A 16,298-nucleotide genomic window follows, 5' to 3' on the forward strand; every position below is an offset into this window, starting at 1 on the left:
TTTCCCTTTATTATAACAAACCCCTTTCCTCTTCGCAATCGGCGGCAGCACCGGTTGGTTCATCTTGTGCAAAGCGCCTGTTTCCTCCATCTCTTTTTATGGACTTTTACCAATCTTTTCCCTTTTCACTCTCTTCGGTACAAGGAGAGCTGAAAAAGGGACAGTTTTCCGCCATTTTTATTCAAATGAACCGGGAGAAACGGGGGTCTGATTCGCTTTTTTGCTGTTTTTCCAAAATTTTTTTGGTTTCCCCCCTTCCTGTGTCCGCCCGGCAAAAAATCCTTCTTTCCAGGATGAAGGGTTTTTGTGCACCCTGCATAAAATTGATTTGCTCAATTACAAATTCTTAATGATATTTAATAAGCCTGTTCTTGACTTTTTACCCTGGGCGCTTTAAGATATTTACGGTAGAATACTAGGCTCCAAAGATTTTTTAAACCTATGAGGAGGCAGTTAAAATGAACGCTTATATGCAGAAAGTCCTGGACGAGGTCAAGGCCCGCAATGAGGGCGAAGAACTCTTCCTGCAGACTGTGGAAGAAGTTTTCAAGAGCATCGAGCCCATCGTGGAGCAGCATCCCGAGTATGAGAAGGCCGGCCTGCTGGAGAGAATGTGCGAGCCCGACCGCGTGATCGAGTTCCGGGTCACCTGGGCTGACGACAAGGGCGAGACTCATGTGAACCGGGGCTATCGCGTCCAGTTCAACGGTGCCATCGGCCCCTACAAAGGCGGCCTGCGCTTCCATCCTTCCGTCAAGCTGGACACCATGAAGTTCCTGGGCTTTGAGCAGACCTTCAAAAACAGCCTGACCGGCCTGCCCATCGGCGGCGGCAAGGGCGGCAGCGACTTCGACCCCCGCGGCCGCAGCGACGCTGAGATCATGCGTTTCTGCCAGGCGTTCATGACCGAGCTGTATCGCCACATCGGCCCCGATGTGGATGTTCCCGCCGGTGATATCGGCGTGGCCGGCCGTGAGATCGGCTACCTCTTTGGCCAGTACAAGCGCATCAAGGGCTGCTGGGAGAACGGCGTTCTCACCGGTAAGGGCATGTCCTACGGCGGCAGCTACTTCCGTCCCGAAGCCACTGGCTACGGCGCTGTGTACTATCTGGTAGAAGTGCTGAAGCACTTCGGCGACGACATCAAGGGCAAGACCGTTGCCGTTTCCGGCTTCGGCAATGTGGCCTGGGGCGTTTGCGAAAAGGTCGCTCAGCTGGGCGGCAAGGTGGTCACCATCTCCGGCCCCGACGGCTATTGCTATGATCCCGATGGCATCGTCACTCCTGAGAAGATCAGCTATCTGCTGGAGATGCGTGCTTCCGGCCGCGACCGTGCTCAGGACTATGCCGACAAGTTCGGCGTCAAGTTCGTTCCCGGCGCCAAGGTCTGGGGCGAGAAGGTTGACATCGCTATGCCCTGCGCCTATCAGAACGAGATCGGCATGACCGAAGCCAAGCAGCTGGTGGACAACGGCGTGCAGTACTACATCGAAGTGGCCAACATGCCCACCACCAACGAAGCTCTGGAATACCTCCAGAAGAATGTGAAGATCGTTGCTCCTTCCAAGGCTGTCAACGCCGGCGGCGTGGCGACTTCCGCTCTGGAAATGGCTCAGAACTCCATGCGTTACAGCTGGGAGCCCGCTGAAGTGGATGCCAAGCTGCACACCATCATGAAGAACATCCATGACGAATCCGCCAAGGCTGCTGAGGAATGCGGCATGGGTTATGACCTGGTGGCTGGCGCCAACATCGCCGGCTTCAAGAAGGTCGCTGAGGCCATGATGGCTGAAGGCCTGATCTAAGGTTTTCCCTGTATTCAATATTGGATCGGGTTTTGCCCCGGCGGGATTTCCCGCCGGGGCTTTTTTGCGCGTTTTTGTCTGGAAAAAAGCAGGCCGGGATGGGAGTGTGCCGAAGTTGCTGGATACTTTTACGAATGCGCCTGGATGTTTCTTGTTAAAATGACTAAAAGTATCCTTTTTCAATCTTTTTTCTTCGACTTTTTGGATAAAAAACTTTGGAAAACAAACCTGCCAATAGCAAGATTCTGTTATAGAAAAAATCTATATTTAAGAAAGATCTTTATTTTTCTTTCAATTTTGCCATTTAAATATTTTAGCGCAAAGCAAAAAAACTCCGAAATTTTTATGCATATTTAAAAAAGCATCTCAAAAACAATCGTTATATTTTAAACTTTCCCACGAATTTTCGTTAAAATCACAACAATCCCATGCGAAAGATAGTGAATCTTGCTGATGGGAAGGCGGTTGATTATTATTGCGCATTTGATATAATAAAGGTAGTCCGGAGGATTTCTCCGGCGATGGTCAGAGAGCATACGCCACTTCTGTCAGAAAGAAAGAAGGAGATCTCTATGGAACAAAAAACCCCCTTGTATGACTGCCATCTGGCGGCCAAAGGCAAGATCGTTCCCTTTGCCGGTTTTTTGCTGCCGGTACAGTATGAGGCCGGCGTCATCGCCGAGCATATGGCCGTGCGTGAAAAGGCCGGTCTGTTTGATGTGTCCCACATGGCGGAAATGACCTTGTGCGGCAAGGACGCCATGGCCAATGTGCAGATGCTGGTGACCAACCAGTGCGGCAACATGGTGGACGGTCAGGTGAAATATACCACCATGTGCTATGAAAATGGCACCACTGTGGACGACCTGCTGGTTTATAAAACCGATGAAGAGCATATCCTGTTGGTGGTCAACGCTGCCAACCATGAAAAGGATGTGGAATGGATCCGCAGCCATCTTTTCGGCGATGTGGAATTCAAAGACATTTCCGACGATGTGGCCCAGGTAGCCCTCCAGGGTCCCAAGTCCCTGGACATCATCCGCAAACTGGCTGACGAGAGCACATTGCCCACCAAGTATTATACCTTTGTGCCCAAGTGCACCGTGGCTGGGAAGGAATGCCTGGTTTCCCGTACCGGCTACACCGGTGAGTTCGGCTATGAGATCTACTGCGCACCGGCAGATGCTGCCCATATCTGGAACGCGCTGCTGGAGGCCGGCAAGGAATTTGGTCTGCTCCCCTGCGGCCTGGGCTGTCGGGATACCCTGCGCTTTGAAGCAGGCATGCCGCTGTACGGCCATGAGATGGACGACACCATCACCCCCATCGAAGCCGGCCTGGGCTTCTGCGTCAAGATGAAAAAGCCCGACTTTATCGGCAAAAAAGCCCTGGAAGAACGGGGCGAAGTCACCCGGAAGATGTGCACCCTGAAAGTGACTGGGCGGGGCATTGCCCGGGAGCACCAGGATGTGTATGTGGGAGATAAAAAGGTGGGCTTCACCTGCTCCGGCACCCATTGTCCTTATCTGAAGGGCGCCTATGCCACCGCCATTGTGGATCTGCCCTATAACGCGGTGGATACCAAGGTGGAAGTGGATGTGCGCGGCCGCCGGGTGGAGGCCGTTGTAGTGGCTACCCCCATTTATAACAGAGCATAACCTTTCAAAAAGACAAATTCACTTTATATTCCAATTATTTAAAAAGGAGAGTTTAACCATGAGTGTTCCCAAGAATCTGATGTATACGGCTTCCCATGAATGGGTGGAGATCGACGGCGATAAAATGAAGATCGGCCTGACCGAGCATGCTTCTGAGCAGCTGGGCGACCTGGTGTTCATCAACCTGCCCGAAGTGGGCGATCAGGTGGAGGCCGAAGGCTCCTTCGGCGATGTGGAGTCGGTGAAGGCCGTTTCCGACATCATCAGCCCTGCCACCGGCGAAGTTTCCGCTGTCAACGATGCCGCTCTGGATTCCCCGGGGGATGTCAACGGCGATCCCTATGGCGTATGGCTGGCTGAGATCAGCAATGTGACCGCAAAGAGAGAACTGCTCACACCGGAAGAATACGAGAAGCTGCTGGAAGAGGAGGCATAACATGGGCTCTTATGTTCCTTCCACCATGGAGGAGCGGCAGGCCATGTTGCAGGCTATGGGGCTTTCGTCGGTGGACGAGCTCTATGATGCCATTCCCTCTTCGGTGAAGCTCCAGGGTCCTCTCCAGATCCCGGAAGGGCTGTCGGAGATGGAAGTGCGGAGCAAGATGGAGAAGCTGGCCGGGAAAAACAAGGTGTTCCCCACGGTGTTCCGCGGGGCCGGCGCCTACCGCCACTATATCCCCTCCATTGTGAAATATATTCCTGCCAAGGAGGAGTTCGTCACCTCCTACACCCCCTATCAGGCAGAGATCAGCCAGGGGGTGCTCCAGGCCATATTCGAATACCAGACCGATATGTGCCAGCTGATGGATATGCCGGTGTCCAATGCTTCGGTGTATGACGGCGCCACAGCCGCCGCCGAAGGGGCCGCCATGTGCCGGGAGCGGAAGCGCACCAAGACACTGGTGTCCGCCACCGCCCAGCCCGACACCATCCAGGTGATGGAGACCTATTGCCAGGCGGCAAATACCGAACTGGTCATCGTGCCGGAAAAAGACGGCAAAACCGACAAGGAAGCCCTGAAAGAACTGCTGGACGACACCACCGCCTGCTTCTATGTGCAGCAGCCCAACTATTACGGTCTGTTTGAGGACTGTGAGGAGCTGGGCCAGATCGTCCACGAGAAGGGCGCCAAATATATCATGGGCTGCAATCCCATCGCCCTTGGGGTGATGGCCACCCCGGGCCAGTGCGGCGCCGATGTGGCCACCGCCGAAGGCCAGCCTCTGGGTATGCCTTTGGCCTATGGCGGACCCTACCTGGGCATTATGACCTGCTCGGAAAAGATGATGCGCAAGATCCCCGGCCGTATCGTGGGCGAAACTACCGACGCCGAGGGCAACCGGGCCTTCGTCCTCACCCTCCAGGCCAGAGAGCAGCATATCCGCCGGGAGAAAGCCTCCAGCAACATCTGCTCCAACCAGGCTCTGTGCGCCCTCACCGCCTCGGTGTACCTGGCGGCCATGGGCCCCCAAGGCCTGCGGGATGTGGCAAACCTGTGCCTGTCCAAGGCCCACTATGCCGCCCAGCAGATCTCGGCCATCCCCGGTTTTGAAATGGTTTATCAGGGCGAGTTCTTCCATGAATTTGTCACCTCCTGCCCGGTGTGCCCCCAGAAGGTCATGCAGGCGCTGGAAGAAAAGGGCATCCTGGGCGGACTGCCCCTCACCGGTGACAAAAAGGGCCAGATCCTCTGGTGCGTCACCGAAATGAACACCAAGGAAGAGATCGACACCTTGGCAGAAACCCTCAAGGAGGTGGCTGGGAAGTGAATCTGATTTTTGAAAGCAGCGTGGCCGGGCGCAAATGCGTTCAGGTGCCCCCTTGTGATGTGCCGGAATATCAGCTGCCCGCTTCCCTGACCCGGCAGCAGGCCCCCCATCTCCCGGAGATGAGCGAGACCGATATCAGCCGCCACTATACCAAACTGGCCGAGCGGACCTACGGGGTGAATAACGGATTCTATCCCCTGGGCTCCTGCACCATGAAATACAATCCCCGGATCAATGAGGAGATGGCTTCTCTGCCCGGTTTCACCGGCGTCCATCCCCTCCAGCCGGAGCACACCGTCCAGGGCTGCCTGGAAGTGATGGCCCTGGCGGAAGAGTATCTGTGCCAGATCACCGGTATGGATGAAATGACCTTCCAGCCGGCTGCAGGTGCTCACGGCGAGCTCACCGGCGTGCTGCTCATCAAGCAGTACCACAAAATGCGGGGAGACACAAAGCGCACCAAGATCATCGTCCCCGACTCCGCCCACGGCACCAACCCCGCCACGGCGGTGATGGCTGGCTTTACCTGTGTCAATGTGCCTTCCAATGAGGAAGGCGGCATTGACCTGGATAAGCTGCGGGAAGCGGTGGGCGAAGACACCGCCGGCCTGATGCTGACCAACCCCAACACCCTGGGTATTTTCGATAAGAATATTCTGGAGATCACCAAGATCATCAAGGATGCCGGCGGCCTTTGCTATTATGACGGCGCCAACCTCAACGCCATCATGGGCCAGGTACGCCCCGGCGATATGGGCTTTGATGTGGTGCATCTCAATCTGCACAAAACCTTCTCCACCCCCCATGGCGGCGGCGGACCGGGCAGCGGCGCCGTAGGCTGCAAAAAGCTGCTGGCCCCCTACCTGCCCAAGCCTCATGCGGTGGCCGGCGAGAATGGGTATACCATGGACTACGATCTGCCTCAGTCCATCGGCCGGATGAAGGCCTTTTACGGCAACTTCCTGGTGGTGGTCCGGGCCCTCACCTATGTGCTCACCCTGGGCCAGAAGGGCATCCCCGAGGCTTCCCGCAATGCGGTGCTCAACGCCAACTATATGATGCACCAGCTGTCGGACACCTATGACATTGCCACCAAGGGCCATTGCATGCATGAGTTCATCATCACCCTGGATAAGATGCACAAGGAGAAGGGCGTCACCGCCACCGACATCGCCAAGGCCATGCTGGACGAGGGCATCCATCCCCCCACCATGTACTTCCCCCTCATCGTGCCGGAAGATCTGATGGTGGAACCCACTGAAACCGAAAGCAAAACCACTCTGGACGAAGTGGTGGCCGCCCTCAAGCGGATCCATGCCATGGCGGAAGAAAATCCGGAGCACATGCACGAGCTGCCGGTGAAAACCGTCATTCGCCGTCCCGACGAGGTGAAGGCCGCCCGTACGCCGGTGATCTGCTATCATTTTGACAAATGATCAAGCATACCCGGCTCATTACCACCGCTTCTGTAAACCCCTATCATAATCTGGCGCTGGAAGAGCTTTTGATGGAAAGCAATCCGCCGGAATGCTGCACTCTGTATCTGTGGCAGAACCGGCAGACGGTGGTGATCGGACAAAATCAGAACGCCTGGCAGGAATGCCGGGTGAAAGAGCTGGAAGAAGACGGCGGGCATCTGGCCCGCCGTCTCTCCGGCGGGGGTGCCGTGTTCCATGATCTGGGAAACCTGAACTTCACCTTCCTTGTTCCCCGGGCCGATTACGATGTGGCCCGGCAGACCCAGGTGATAGAGGAGGCGGCCACCAGCTTTGGTCTGACTGTGGAACGGTCGGGCCGCAATGACATACTGGTGGAGGGACGGAAGTTTTCCGGCAACGCCTTTTATAAAAAAGGGAAGAACGCCTACCACCATGGAACCATCCTCATCAATGTGGACATGAGCACCATGGGCCGCTATCTCAATGTGCAGCCGGACAAGCTTCAATCCAAGGGAGTGCGTTCGGTGCGCAGCCGTGTGGCAAACCTGGGGGAGTTTTCCCGGGACATCACGGTGGAAACCATGAAGCAGCGGCTGGAAGGGGCTTTTGAGAAGGTCTACGGCGGCCCTGTGGAAAGGCTGCGGGAAGAGGATCTGGATCAAAAGGCCCTGGAGGCCCTGGAAGAAAAATATGCTTCCTTCCAGTGGCGGCTGGGGAAAAAGATCCCCTTTGACAAGGAGATCGCCGGCCGGTTCCCCTGGGGCGGAGTGAAGATCTGCCTTGGCATCAACGGCGGACGGGTGGAGAAAGCCCGCATTTTCTCCGATGCCATGGACTCGGAATGTTTCCCTCAGTTGGAACAGGCCCTCATGGGGCTCCCCTACTCCTCTGTGGCTCTTTTGCAGGCCATACGGCCTCTTTTGCCGCAAGAAGGGGGAGAACTGGGCTATGAGATGGACGGCCAGATGGGCCGGGACTTTTGCTCTCTGCTGGAAGGGGAGGATTTTTAAAATCCCAGGGGCGGAGGTCATACAGGCCCCCGCCCTCTTTTATTTTTGTGAGAACGGGAGGAAAGCCAGATGGATCAACAATATCAGCTGGTGGTCATCGGCGCCGGGCCGGGAGGCTATGTGGCCGCCATCCGGGCGGCTCAGCTGGGGCTCAAGACCGCCGTCATTGAAAACCGGGATGTGGGAGGCACCTGCCTCAATCGGGGCTGTATCCCCACCAAATCCATGCTCCATGCCGCCGAGCTTTATCACGAAGCGGTACATAACTTTGAAACTCTGGGCCTGCATGCCGATCATGTGACGCTGGACCCGGCCAAGATCCAGGCCCGGAAGGAAGAAGTGGTGGGCAAGCTACGGGGCGGCGTGGAACAGCTGTTTAGGAGCAATGGCATTGCCCATCTCCGGGGCACCGGCACCATCCTGGATGAGCACACCGTTTCCTTTTCTCCCCTGGACGACGGCGAAAAGGAAACCCTTCACACAGAGCACATCCTCATCGCCACAGGCAGCGTGCCTTCCAGCCCGCCGGTGGAGGGGATGGATCTGCCGGGCGTCATCACCAGCGATGAGCTGCTGAGCATGGACACCCTCTATGACCACCTGATCGTGGCCGGGGCCGGGGTCATCGGCATGGAGTTTGCTTCCCTTTATAACGCCTATGGCAAGAAAGTGACCCTGATGGCATCCCGGGACCGGATCTTGCCCAAGGTGGACAAGGAGCTGGCTCAGAATCTGACCATGGTGCTGAAAAAGCGGGGGGTGGAATTTGTCCACAAGGCCCGGCTGAAGAAGATCACCCAAAGCCCCGAAGGCAAGCTGCAATGCTGGTATCTGGACGGGGAAGAATATAAGAGCGTGGAAGGCGACGGCGTGCTGCTGGCCGCCGGGCGCAGCCCCAATACCAAAGACCTGTTCGGTCCGGGATTTTCGGTGGAACAGGATGAAAAGGGCGCCATTGTGGTGGATGAGCATTTCCGCACCAACCGGGAAAATGTCTATGCCATCGGCGATGTGATCCCCGGCGTGCAGCTGGCCCATGTGGCATCGGCCCAGGGCATTGTGGCCGTGGAGAATATGCTGGGCAAGGAGCCTTCCATTTGCCTGGATGTGATCCCCGACTGCATCTATACCAACCCGGAGATCGCTTCGGTGGGCCTGACAGAGGCCCAGGCCAAGGAACAGGGGATGAAGGTCAAGACCAGCAAGGCGTCCATGATGGCCAATGGCAAATCCATGCTCTCCCTCCAGGATCGGGGCTTTATCAAGCTGGTCTATGACGAGGAAGGGGACCGGCTGGTAGGGGCGCAGCTGATGTGCGCCCGGGCCACCGATATGGTGGGCGAGCTGGCCACCGCCATTGTCAACGGGCTTTCCCAGAAGCAGCTGGCTGCCGTCATCCGTCCCCACCCCACTTATGTGGAAGCGGTCACCGAAGCTGTGGAGGATCTGGAAGGCATGGCCATCCACATGGCGAAAAAACGCAAAATATAGCAGGAATTTACGCACAAAAAAGGGCGGCTTTGAGCCGTCCTTTTTGATGCCATTTTCCTTTGACGAAGGAGCAATTCTTTGGTATAGTAAGATGAAATAAAATCATCGCGCCAAAGGCGCCGGGAGGTCTTTTTTTGAATACGCTGTCCAGGGCCAAACGCATTGTGATAAAAATCGGCACCAGCACATTGACTTATGAAACCGGACGGATCAATATCCGCCGGTTCGAAGGGCTGTGCAAGGTGCTTTCCGATATCAAAAATTCCGGCCGGGAGGTGGTGCTGGTTTCCTCCGGAGCGGTGGGCGTGGGAGTGGCCAAGCTGGGGCTCCCCTGCCGTCCCAAAGACACCCCTTCCAAGCAGGCCGCCGCCGCTGTGGGCCAGTGTGAGCTGATGTATCTTTATGACAAGCTCTTTCTGGAAAAAAGCCACAAAGTAGCCCAGGTGCTGCTGACCCGGGATGTAATCGAGCTGGAAAACCGGGCCCAGAACGCCCGTAACACCTTTGAGCGGCTCTTTTCCATGGGGGCCATCCCCATCGTCAATGAAAACGACACTGTCTCCACCGAAGAGCTGGAGTTTGGTGACAACGATACCCTGTCGGCCATGGTGGCCGTGCTCACCGGCGCCGATGGGCTGATCATTTTGTCCGATATCGACGGCCTGTATGCCGAAGATCCCCGGAAAAACCCCAAGGCTCCCCTGATCCCGGTGATTCATCAGATCGACAGCCATGTTGAGAGCATTGCCGGCGGTTCTGGCTCGGGACTGGGCACCGGCGGCATGAGCACCAAGATCCAGGCCGCCAAGATCGCCACTTCCCACGGCATTCCCATGGCCATCATCAATGGCAGCGACCCCAATCTGCTTTATGATCTGCTGGATGGCATTCCGGTGGGTTCGCTGTTCCTTCCCGCCAAATAATCCATCTCTCAGGAGGTTTTGCAACTATGACCGATCATCTGCACCAGCTGGCGGGACGGGCCAAAGAAGCAGCCCGGCAGCTGGCTCTTTACGATACCGAACAAAAGAACCGGGCCTTGCTGGCCATTGCCCAGGCCCTGGAAGACAACATCCCTGCCATCCTGGCGGCCAATGCCCGGGATGTGGAATCGGCCCAGGAAAACGGCGTGCGCCCCACCATGATCGACCGGCTGCGGCTGGATGAAGGCCGGGTGCGCAGCATGGCGGAAGGGGCCCGTCAGGTGGCCCAGCTGCCCGATCCCACAGGCAATGTGCTGGAGACCATCCATCGCCCCAACGGCATGGTCATTGAAAAGGTGTCGGTGCCCATGGGGGTCATCGGCATCATCTATGAAGCCCGGCCCAATGTGACGGTGGACTCCGCCGTCCTTTGCTTCAAGGCCGGCAGCGCCGCATTCCTCCGGGGCGGCAAGGAAGCCTTCTTCTCCAATACCCAGCTGGCCAAAGTGATGCGCAGCGCCCTGGAACAGGAAGGCCTGTGCCCCGACTGTGTCATTTTGCTGGACGATACCTCCCGGGAGACCGCCCAGCAGATGATGGGTCTGCGGGGGTATATCGATGTGCTTATCCCGCGGGGGGGCGCAGGACTGATCCGCTCGGTGGTGGAAAACGCCAAAGTGCCGGTGATCGAAACCGGTACCGGCAACTGCCATATTTATGTGGACAAGGACGCCGATCTGGATATGGCGGTGGAAATCCTCTATAATGCCAAGTGCTCCCGGCCTTCGGTGTGCAACGCCGCCGAAAGCCTGTTGGTGCACCAGGATGTGGCAGAGGAGTTTTTGCCCCGGGCCAAACAGAAGCTGGATGAATGCAAGGTGGAGTGGCGGGGAAGTCCCCGCACTGTGGCCATTCTCCCCGGCATTGCTCCGGCCACTTTGGAGGACTACGCTGCGGAATACAACGACTATATCCTCTCCTGCAAAGTGATCGACGGTCTGGATGAGGCCATCGCCCACATCCGCCGTTATTCCACCGGCCATAGCGAATGCATCGTCACCCGCAATGAAGAAGCGGCCCGCCGCTTTGCCCGCAGTGTGGATTCGGCCGCCGTCTATATCAACGCATCTACCCGCTTTACCGATGGCAGTGAGTTCGGCATGGGAGCGGAGATCGGCATCTCCACCCAGAAACTTCATGCCCGGGGCCCCATGGGTCTGCGGGAGCTGACCTCCTATAAGTATGTGATCCTGGGTTCGGGCCAGGTTCGGTAATAAAAAAGGACAGGCAACGCCTGTCCTTTTTTATTCTTCCAGCTCTTCTCCGGCCTCCTGGCACAGGGCCAGAAAATCCCGGGCCGGCTTGGTCTGGTATTTGTCGGGGTGATAAAGAATGTTGAAATCCCTTCGGAAGAGGGCATCCTGCACCGGTACCACCTGCAAAAGTCCCCGTCCTACGCTGTCCTGCACCAGCCGCCAGGGCAGCACCGATACACCCAGCCCCATGGCCACCGCTTCGATGAGGGCCTGGGTGTTGACGCTTTCCCACATGGGTTCCGCCGTCAGATTGTGGGAGCGGGCCACGCTGTCAAACAGATCCCGGGTGCCGCTGCCCTTTTCCCGCAAAAGCAGGGGCTTTGTCATCAGCTGGGCCAGGGTCACTCCCTGCTTTTTGGCCAGGGGGTCTTTGGGAGAACAGACGGCCACCATCCGGTCGCCGGAAAAGCGGCGGCAGACCAGCTTCCCGCTGCGGGGGGCGCTTTCGATCAAGGCGAAATCCATGGCATTTTCCAGCAGTTTTTCTTCAATGACCCCGGAATTTTGAATTTCCACCGTCACTCTCACCGAGGGATAGCGGCGGCGGAAGTCCTGCACCAAAGCGGGCAGGAGTTTTGTACCGATGGTCATACTGCTGCCGATATGTAAGGGGGACCGGTCGCCCCACTGCCGGGCGCCGGTCTCCAGTTCGTCGCACAGGGCCAGGATTCGTTCGGTGTAGCGGAGAAATTCTTTGCCGGCCTGGGTAAGATAGAGGCGGCGGCCGATCCGGTCAAACAGACGCACACCATAGTGTTCCTCCAGCTCCCGCACCGCCAGACTCACCGCAGGCTGGGCCAGATACAGACTTTTGGCCGCTTTGGTGACCCCGCCCTCTTTGCATACCGCGGCAAAAATGCGGAAATGGCGCAGCGTCATGGCTTTTCCCCTTTTCCTCTGGATTTTCATTTTATTATAGGGCATCACCGCTTCTTTTGCAAGGAGGCACGGCAGCTGCGCCAGAACCTCCCCAGGGCCAAAAGAGGGGGGAAAAGAAGAAGAGCCGGTGCAAGAATATATTTTTCCAGGCCAAGAAAGGTGAAAAGCTCCATTTCGCTGGTGAAAAACAGCAGAGCCAGATTGACGGCTGACAGCGTCAGGGGCATGGTCAGCATCTTTTCCCGGCAGGAAAATACCGGAGCCAGGGCCTTCTGGGCAAAGAGGATACAAAGACCTGCCTTGCAGAACTGGCAGAAGAGAAAATTCACCGCCACAAAAATTTCAAACCGCTGAAAAAAGGAACCCAGGGACACCAGACTGGCCACGGCAAAGGAAGGAAAGTAATAGGAAGAAACGGCATGATAATCCAGAGCGGCCAGGTTTTTGATAAACACTGAGCACAAAGTGAGGGCGGTGAGAAACACTGCACCCAGTGCCCCTTTTCGCCGTTTCGGCTCCTCCGTCAGGCAGACGCCCAGCACAATAAGCGGGAAAAAGCACTCGGCAAAAGAGAGGATCAGGGCGGTAAAGGTGCCTTGAAACAGATTGTTCCATTTTTCCTGCAAGGGAAGAAGGGCCCGGAAGTCACACTGGGGCAGGGTGACCAGCATCGACAAAAGCACAAAGGCCATCACAATGGGCAGCAGCATTTCGCCGGTCCGCCCCAGAGCGGCGCAGCCCGCCCGGGCCATAAAGAAGAGGGTGCAGCCCATCATCAGGGCCAGTACAGGGCGGGGCGTGGCCCACAAGGTGGTTTCCGACAGGAAGAACACAAAGACCCCAGTGGTGACGGCGGCCAGATACCAGGCCGTCAGGCCGTAGAACAGGCAAAACAGGCGTCCTGCCACCTTTCCGGCACACCGGGAAAAGACCCCTTCCACACTGCGCTCGCCGGGAAGCAGAGATAAGGTGCAGAAAAGCAGGGGCAGATACAAAAGGGCGGCCAATAAAATGGTGATCCAGGTATCCCGTCCCCCTTCGCTGGCCCCGCTAATGAGGGAGACGCTGCCCAGCATGGAAAGCACCAGCAGGGAAAAATACCCCCGCCCGGAAACTGTGGCTTTTTTCATACGCCCGCCCCCCGCCACAGTCCGGGCAGAGCCCGGAGAAATGCTTCCACCCGCTGAGCGGGAAAAGGCAGATGGGCGCCCCAGGCCGCTGCCAGCGTAGCCCCCAGGTTTCCCAGCCAGAACAGGCCGTACCAAAAGAGGGCCTTCCCTTTCTTTTTCCAAAGATTCTGGTCCAAAAAGGCGAAAAACAGATAGAATAACAGCACCGACAGTAAAACTTCCATAGCGCCTCCTAATTTGCTCTGGCCGCCGGCAGATACATCCGGCCGGTGCCGGTGACCTGCACCTGTACCGAAAGATTCAGATCGGCCTGGGAGAAGAATGTGTGCCACTGGTCTTTGATCTGTTCCCACTCTGTGGGCTGCCGCCAGCTCAGATCCCGACCCAGTCCCAGGGGATCGCAGGCAAATTCTTTTTGCAGCTTTTGTAATAGCGCCTGTCCACGCTGGGTGAGTTCTGCACTGCACAAGCTCTCCAGCTGGCGGCGCCCTTCCTCCGAAAGCAAGGGCTGATCCCCCGCCAGCTCGCTGACCATCACCTCGGCCTGCAGGGACAGCGTCCCCTGCACCTGCCCCTGGGGCGTCAGGGCGGTATGAAGAGTCAGGCGGCAGGTGTCCAAGGTGAAAGTCACATTCCCCCCCTCTTCCTGGGTTCGGAGGACGGTGATGGCTCCCGAGGGCTTTTTGCCCCGGAGCATCAGCAGGGTGTCGGTTTCCTCTTCATCCAGAAAACCCACCAGATGGGCGTCCTGGAAAAGAGCCGCTCCCTGGGAATAGGTGCCCTCCTCCCCGGCTGCTACCGCAGGCAGGTAGGGGTCGATGCCTTTTTCCTGTACTTCACTGCAAAACTGATAAAAGGGCATATAAGGCCCCTGCTGGCCCTCTTCCGAGGCCCGCATGGCAATTTCATAGCCTGCCAGGATTTCGGTGACAGGGGGCGTTTCCAGCAGTTTTGCCGCTGTGCCCTCCCGGGATACCACCAGGGCCAGGGACAAAGGCATATCGTGCTGGCGCCCCAGATAATCCAGCACCTGCTCCATCCCGCGGCTGGCCAGCTCGGCGCTGACAGCCACCGTCTGGGTGTGGCCCAGATAAAGCCGCCGTCCGGTGTTTCCCGCTGCAGCCTGGCTGGCTGCTATGCAGCTGGGGCCCTCCCCCTCTACCAGACGGCTTTCCACATCTTTCTGGCCGCTTTCCACATGGGCCAGCTCGGCGGTGAACAGGGTCTGGCCCTCGGGATTCACATCCAGGGCCATGCCCGAGACAATGGTCAGGGTATTCAGCTCCTGATAATCCCAGCAGCCGCCGGTAAAGAGCAGAGCCAGGGACAAAAGAACAGCACAAAGTTTATTCTTCATTGGTTTCCTCCGCAATGAACCGGCCGGCCCGGCGCATTTTTTGCCAGGGGGTGCGGAAATAGGAATCCTCCTGTCCGCGGCCGCCCGGCGCTGCTTCCCGCAGCACAGGCACCCCGAAGGAGTGCAGGGTGGACAAATGGAGCAGCAGCCACAAAAGCCCCACGAACAGGCCGTAAAGTCCCAGCCAGGCCGAAAGGAAGATCAGTCCCAGGCGGCACCAGATGACAGGGCCTTTCAGCCGGGGGAGCATCAGGCCGGTGATGCCGGAAAAGGCCACCACGATGACCATGGGAGCGCTGATAAACCGGGCTTCCACCGCCGCCTGGCCCAGCACAAGGCCTCCCACAATGGATAGGGTCTGGCCAAAGCCCGCCGGGGTGCGCTCGCCCGCCTCCCGCAGGATCTCAAAGGCGATGAGAAGGCCGATTCCCTCCAGTAGAGTGGGGAAAGGGACCCCTTCCCGGGCGGCGGAAATGCTGAAGAGCAATGGGGCGGGGAGCATTTCCCGGTGATAGGTGATCAAGGCGATATAGGCGGGCACCACCGAGATGGCAAAGAGAAAGCCGGCCAGACGGATCAGCCGGGAAATGGCGGCAAAATGCCAGCCCACATAGTAATCCTCCCCTGATTGGAACTGTTCCATGAAGATATAGGGCATGGTAAGCACCACCGGGGAACCGTCCACCAGCACGGCCGCCCGGCCTTCCAGCAGGCAGGCAGCCACCACATCGGGCTTTTCTGTGCCCCCCACCGTTTTAAAGGGAGAGCGGGGACTGTCACGGATAAATTCCTGTACATAGTTGGAATCCAGCACGCCGTCGATCTTCACTTTGCTCAAACGGCGGCGCAGCCGCTCTAGAACCCGGGGTTCCACCACCCCTTCCACATAGCAGATGCAAAGGGTGGTTTTGGTTTCTTCGCCCACCTGGGAAAATTCGAATTTCAGATGGGGGGAGCGGATCTTCCGGCGGATCATGGAGATGTTCATCAGAATACCTTCGGTGAAGCCCTCCCGAGGTCCCCGCAGCACCTGTTCCGATTGGGGCTCGGCAATGGAACGCATGGAAAAGCCTTTGGTGTTGAGGATCAGGGCCTGATCGCTTCCCTGGCACAGAAAAAGGGTGTCTCCATAGAGCATATCCCGCACCATGGAGGATACATCCCCACTTTGTTTGGCTTCGTTGATCTGAAGCACTGTTTTCAGGGTATCTTCCAGAGTGGTTTCCTGGTTTCTGTCCCATAAGGTGACAGGGCGCAGGATATTTTCGTTGATGATCTGGTTATTTACCATACCGTCGCAGTAAAAAATACAGCACTCCAGGGGCAAAGCTCCGGCGGACACAAAACGGCGGCAGATAATGGTGCTGTCCCCTTGGAAGATCTCCTGGAACAGTCGGATGTTTTTTTCCAAAGAGGAAGTGAGGGATTTTTCCATTGGCGTTTCTCCTTTCCCTCCATGTTTCATACTGGGTAGTATCACCCAAAAAGGAAAAGAAAAACCCGGGAAATAGAAAAAGCCAT

14 protein-coding genes are annotated in these 16,298 nt (G+C 57.1%); 9 read left to right on the top strand and 5 right to left on the bottom strand.

The genetic code is table 11. From position 1 onward, the window contains the following. The first annotated feature begins 458 nt into the window (after nt 1–458). From gdhA to H6A25_RS02160, 9 genes are all read left to right on the top strand, one after another. Nucleotides 459–1,805, top strand: a complete 1,347-nt coding sequence (gene gdhA, locus H6A25_RS02120) for an NADP-specific glutamate dehydrogenase (protein WP_204750370.1) — start codon at nt 459–461, stop codon at nt 1,803–1,805. A 572-nt stretch (nt 1,806–2,377) separates the two neighbouring features. Next, nucleotides 2,378–3,463, top strand: coding sequence for a glycine cleavage system aminomethyltransferase GcvT (gcvT, locus tag H6A25_RS02125; RefSeq protein WP_204750371.1), 1,086 nt, complete (start codon nt 2,378–2,380; stop codon nt 3,461–3,463). 58 nt (nt 3,464–3,521) lie between these two features. Next, nucleotides 3,522–3,899 (top strand): glycine cleavage system protein GcvH, encoded by a 378-nt coding sequence (gcvH, locus tag H6A25_RS02130; protein WP_204750372.1) that lies wholly within the window; start codon nt 3,522–3,524, stop codon nt 3,897–3,899. Nucleotide 3,900: 1 nt separating this feature from the next. After that, nucleotides 3,901–5,232 (top strand): aminomethyl-transferring glycine dehydrogenase subunit GcvPA, encoded by a 1,332-nt coding sequence (gene gcvPA / locus H6A25_RS02135; RefSeq protein WP_204750373.1) that lies wholly within the window; start codon nt 3,901–3,903, stop codon nt 5,230–5,232. Then, complete coding sequence (gene gcvPB / locus H6A25_RS02140; protein ID WP_204750374.1) at nt 5,229–6,668, top strand: aminomethyl-transferring glycine dehydrogenase subunit GcvPB; 1,440 nt, start codon at nt 5,229–5,231, stop codon at nt 6,666–6,668. Before gcvPA ends, gcvPB begins: the two co-directional genes overlap by 4 nt. Next, on the top strand, nt 6,665–7,681 hold the full coding sequence (locus tag H6A25_RS02145) for a lipoate--protein ligase (RefSeq protein WP_204750375.1): 1,017 nt from the start codon (nt 6,665–6,667) through the stop codon (nt 7,679–7,681). The genes gcvPB and H6A25_RS02145 overlap by 4 nt, the downstream gene beginning before the upstream one ends. 69 nt (nt 7,682–7,750) lie before the next feature. Then, complete coding sequence (gene lpdA, locus H6A25_RS02150; RefSeq protein ID WP_204750376.1) at nt 7,751–9,172, top strand: dihydrolipoyl dehydrogenase; 1,422 nt, start codon at nt 7,751–7,753, stop codon at nt 9,170–9,172. Nucleotides 9,173–9,306: 134 nt separating this feature from the next. Next, entirely contained in the window at nt 9,307–10,095 is a 789-nt protein-coding gene (gene proB / locus H6A25_RS02155) for a glutamate 5-kinase (protein WP_243423179.1), read from the top strand. Nucleotides 10,096–10,121: 26 nt separating this feature from the next. After that, nucleotides 10,122–11,369, top strand: a complete 1,248-nt coding sequence (locus H6A25_RS02160; RefSeq protein WP_204750377.1) for a glutamate-5-semialdehyde dehydrogenase — start codon at nt 10,122–10,124, stop codon at nt 11,367–11,369. Nucleotides 11,370–11,399: 30 nt separating this feature from the next. On the opposite strand, the gene H6A25_RS02165 is transcribed toward H6A25_RS02160, so the two are convergent. Genes H6A25_RS02165 through H6A25_RS02185 form a run of 5 tightly spaced genes read right to left on the bottom strand, consistent with a single transcriptional unit; the run spans nt 11,400 to nt 16,212 of the window. Continuing rightward, the gene (locus tag H6A25_RS02165) at nt 11,400–12,290 is read right to left on the bottom strand and encodes a LysR family transcriptional regulator (RefSeq protein ID WP_204750378.1); all 891 of its coding nucleotides are present in this window, start codon (nt 12,288–12,290) and stop codon (nt 11,400–11,402) included. Nucleotides 12,291–12,334: 44 nt separating this feature from the next. Next, nucleotides 12,335–13,420, bottom strand: coding sequence for a GerAB/ArcD/ProY family transporter (locus tag H6A25_RS02170; protein WP_204750379.1), 1,086 nt, complete (start codon nt 13,418–13,420; stop codon nt 12,335–12,337). After that, nucleotides 13,417–13,644, bottom strand: coding sequence for a hypothetical protein (locus H6A25_RS02175; RefSeq protein ID WP_204750380.1), 228 nt, complete (start codon nt 13,642–13,644; stop codon nt 13,417–13,419). Before H6A25_RS02175 ends, H6A25_RS02170 begins: the two co-directional genes overlap by 4 nt. 8 nt (nt 13,645–13,652) lie before the next feature. Further along, a complete protein-coding gene (locus H6A25_RS02180) occupies nt 13,653–14,777 on the bottom strand; it encodes a Ger(x)C family spore germination protein (protein WP_204750381.1) in 1,125 nt (374 codons plus the stop codon). Continuing rightward, complete coding sequence (locus tag H6A25_RS02185; protein ID WP_204750382.1) at nt 14,767–16,212, bottom strand: spore germination protein; 1,446 nt, start codon at nt 16,210–16,212, stop codon at nt 14,767–14,769. Before H6A25_RS02185 ends, H6A25_RS02180 begins: the two co-directional genes overlap by 11 nt. Nucleotides 16,213–16,298: the final 86 nt, after the last annotated feature.

The organism is Intestinimonas butyriciproducens, from assembly GCF_016901775.1.
Lineage (GTDB): Bacteria > Bacillota > Clostridia > Oscillospirales > Butyricicoccaceae > Pseudobutyricicoccus.

Excerpts from the sequence above, each read along its gene's own strand:
- gcvH (WP_204750372.1), top strand. The coding sequence starts at position 3,522 with ATGAGTGTTCCCAAGAATCTGATGTATACGGCTTCCCATGAATGGGTG.
- H6A25_RS02175 (WP_204750380.1), bottom strand. The coding sequence starts at position 13,644 with ATGGAAGTTTTACTGTCGGTGCTGTTATTCTATCTGTTTTTCGCCTTT.
- H6A25_RS02170 (WP_204750379.1), bottom strand. The coding sequence starts at position 13,420 with ATGAAAAAAGCCACAGTTTCCGGGCGGGGGTATTTTTCCCTGCTGGTG.
- H6A25_RS02180 (WP_204750381.1), bottom strand. The coding sequence starts at position 14,777 with ATGAAGAATAAACTTTGTGCTGTTCTTTTGTCCCTGGCTCTGCTCTTT.
- H6A25_RS02160 (WP_204750377.1), top strand. The coding sequence starts at position 10,122 with ATGACCGATCATCTGCACCAGCTGGCGGGACGGGCCAAAGAAGCAGCC.
- lpdA (WP_204750376.1), top strand. The coding sequence starts at position 7,751 with ATGGATCAACAATATCAGCTGGTGGTCATCGGCGCCGGGCCGGGAGGC.
- H6A25_RS02145 (WP_204750375.1), top strand. The coding sequence starts at position 6,665 with ATGATCAAGCATACCCGGCTCATTACCACCGCTTCTGTAAACCCCTAT.
- H6A25_RS02165 (WP_204750378.1), bottom strand. The coding sequence starts at position 12,290 with ATGACGCTGCGCCATTTCCGCATTTTTGCCGCGGTATGCAAAGAGGGC.
- H6A25_RS02185 (WP_204750382.1), bottom strand. The coding sequence starts at position 16,212 with ATGGAAAAATCCCTCACTTCCTCTTTGGAAAAAAACATCCGACTGTTC.
- gcvPA (WP_204750373.1), top strand. The coding sequence starts at position 3,901 with ATGGGCTCTTATGTTCCTTCCACCATGGAGGAGCGGCAGGCCATGTTG.
- gdhA (WP_204750370.1), top strand. The coding sequence starts at position 459 with ATGAACGCTTATATGCAGAAAGTCCTGGACGAGGTCAAGGCCCGCAAT.
- gcvT (WP_204750371.1), top strand. The coding sequence starts at position 2,378 with ATGGAACAAAAAACCCCCTTGTATGACTGCCATCTGGCGGCCAAAGGC.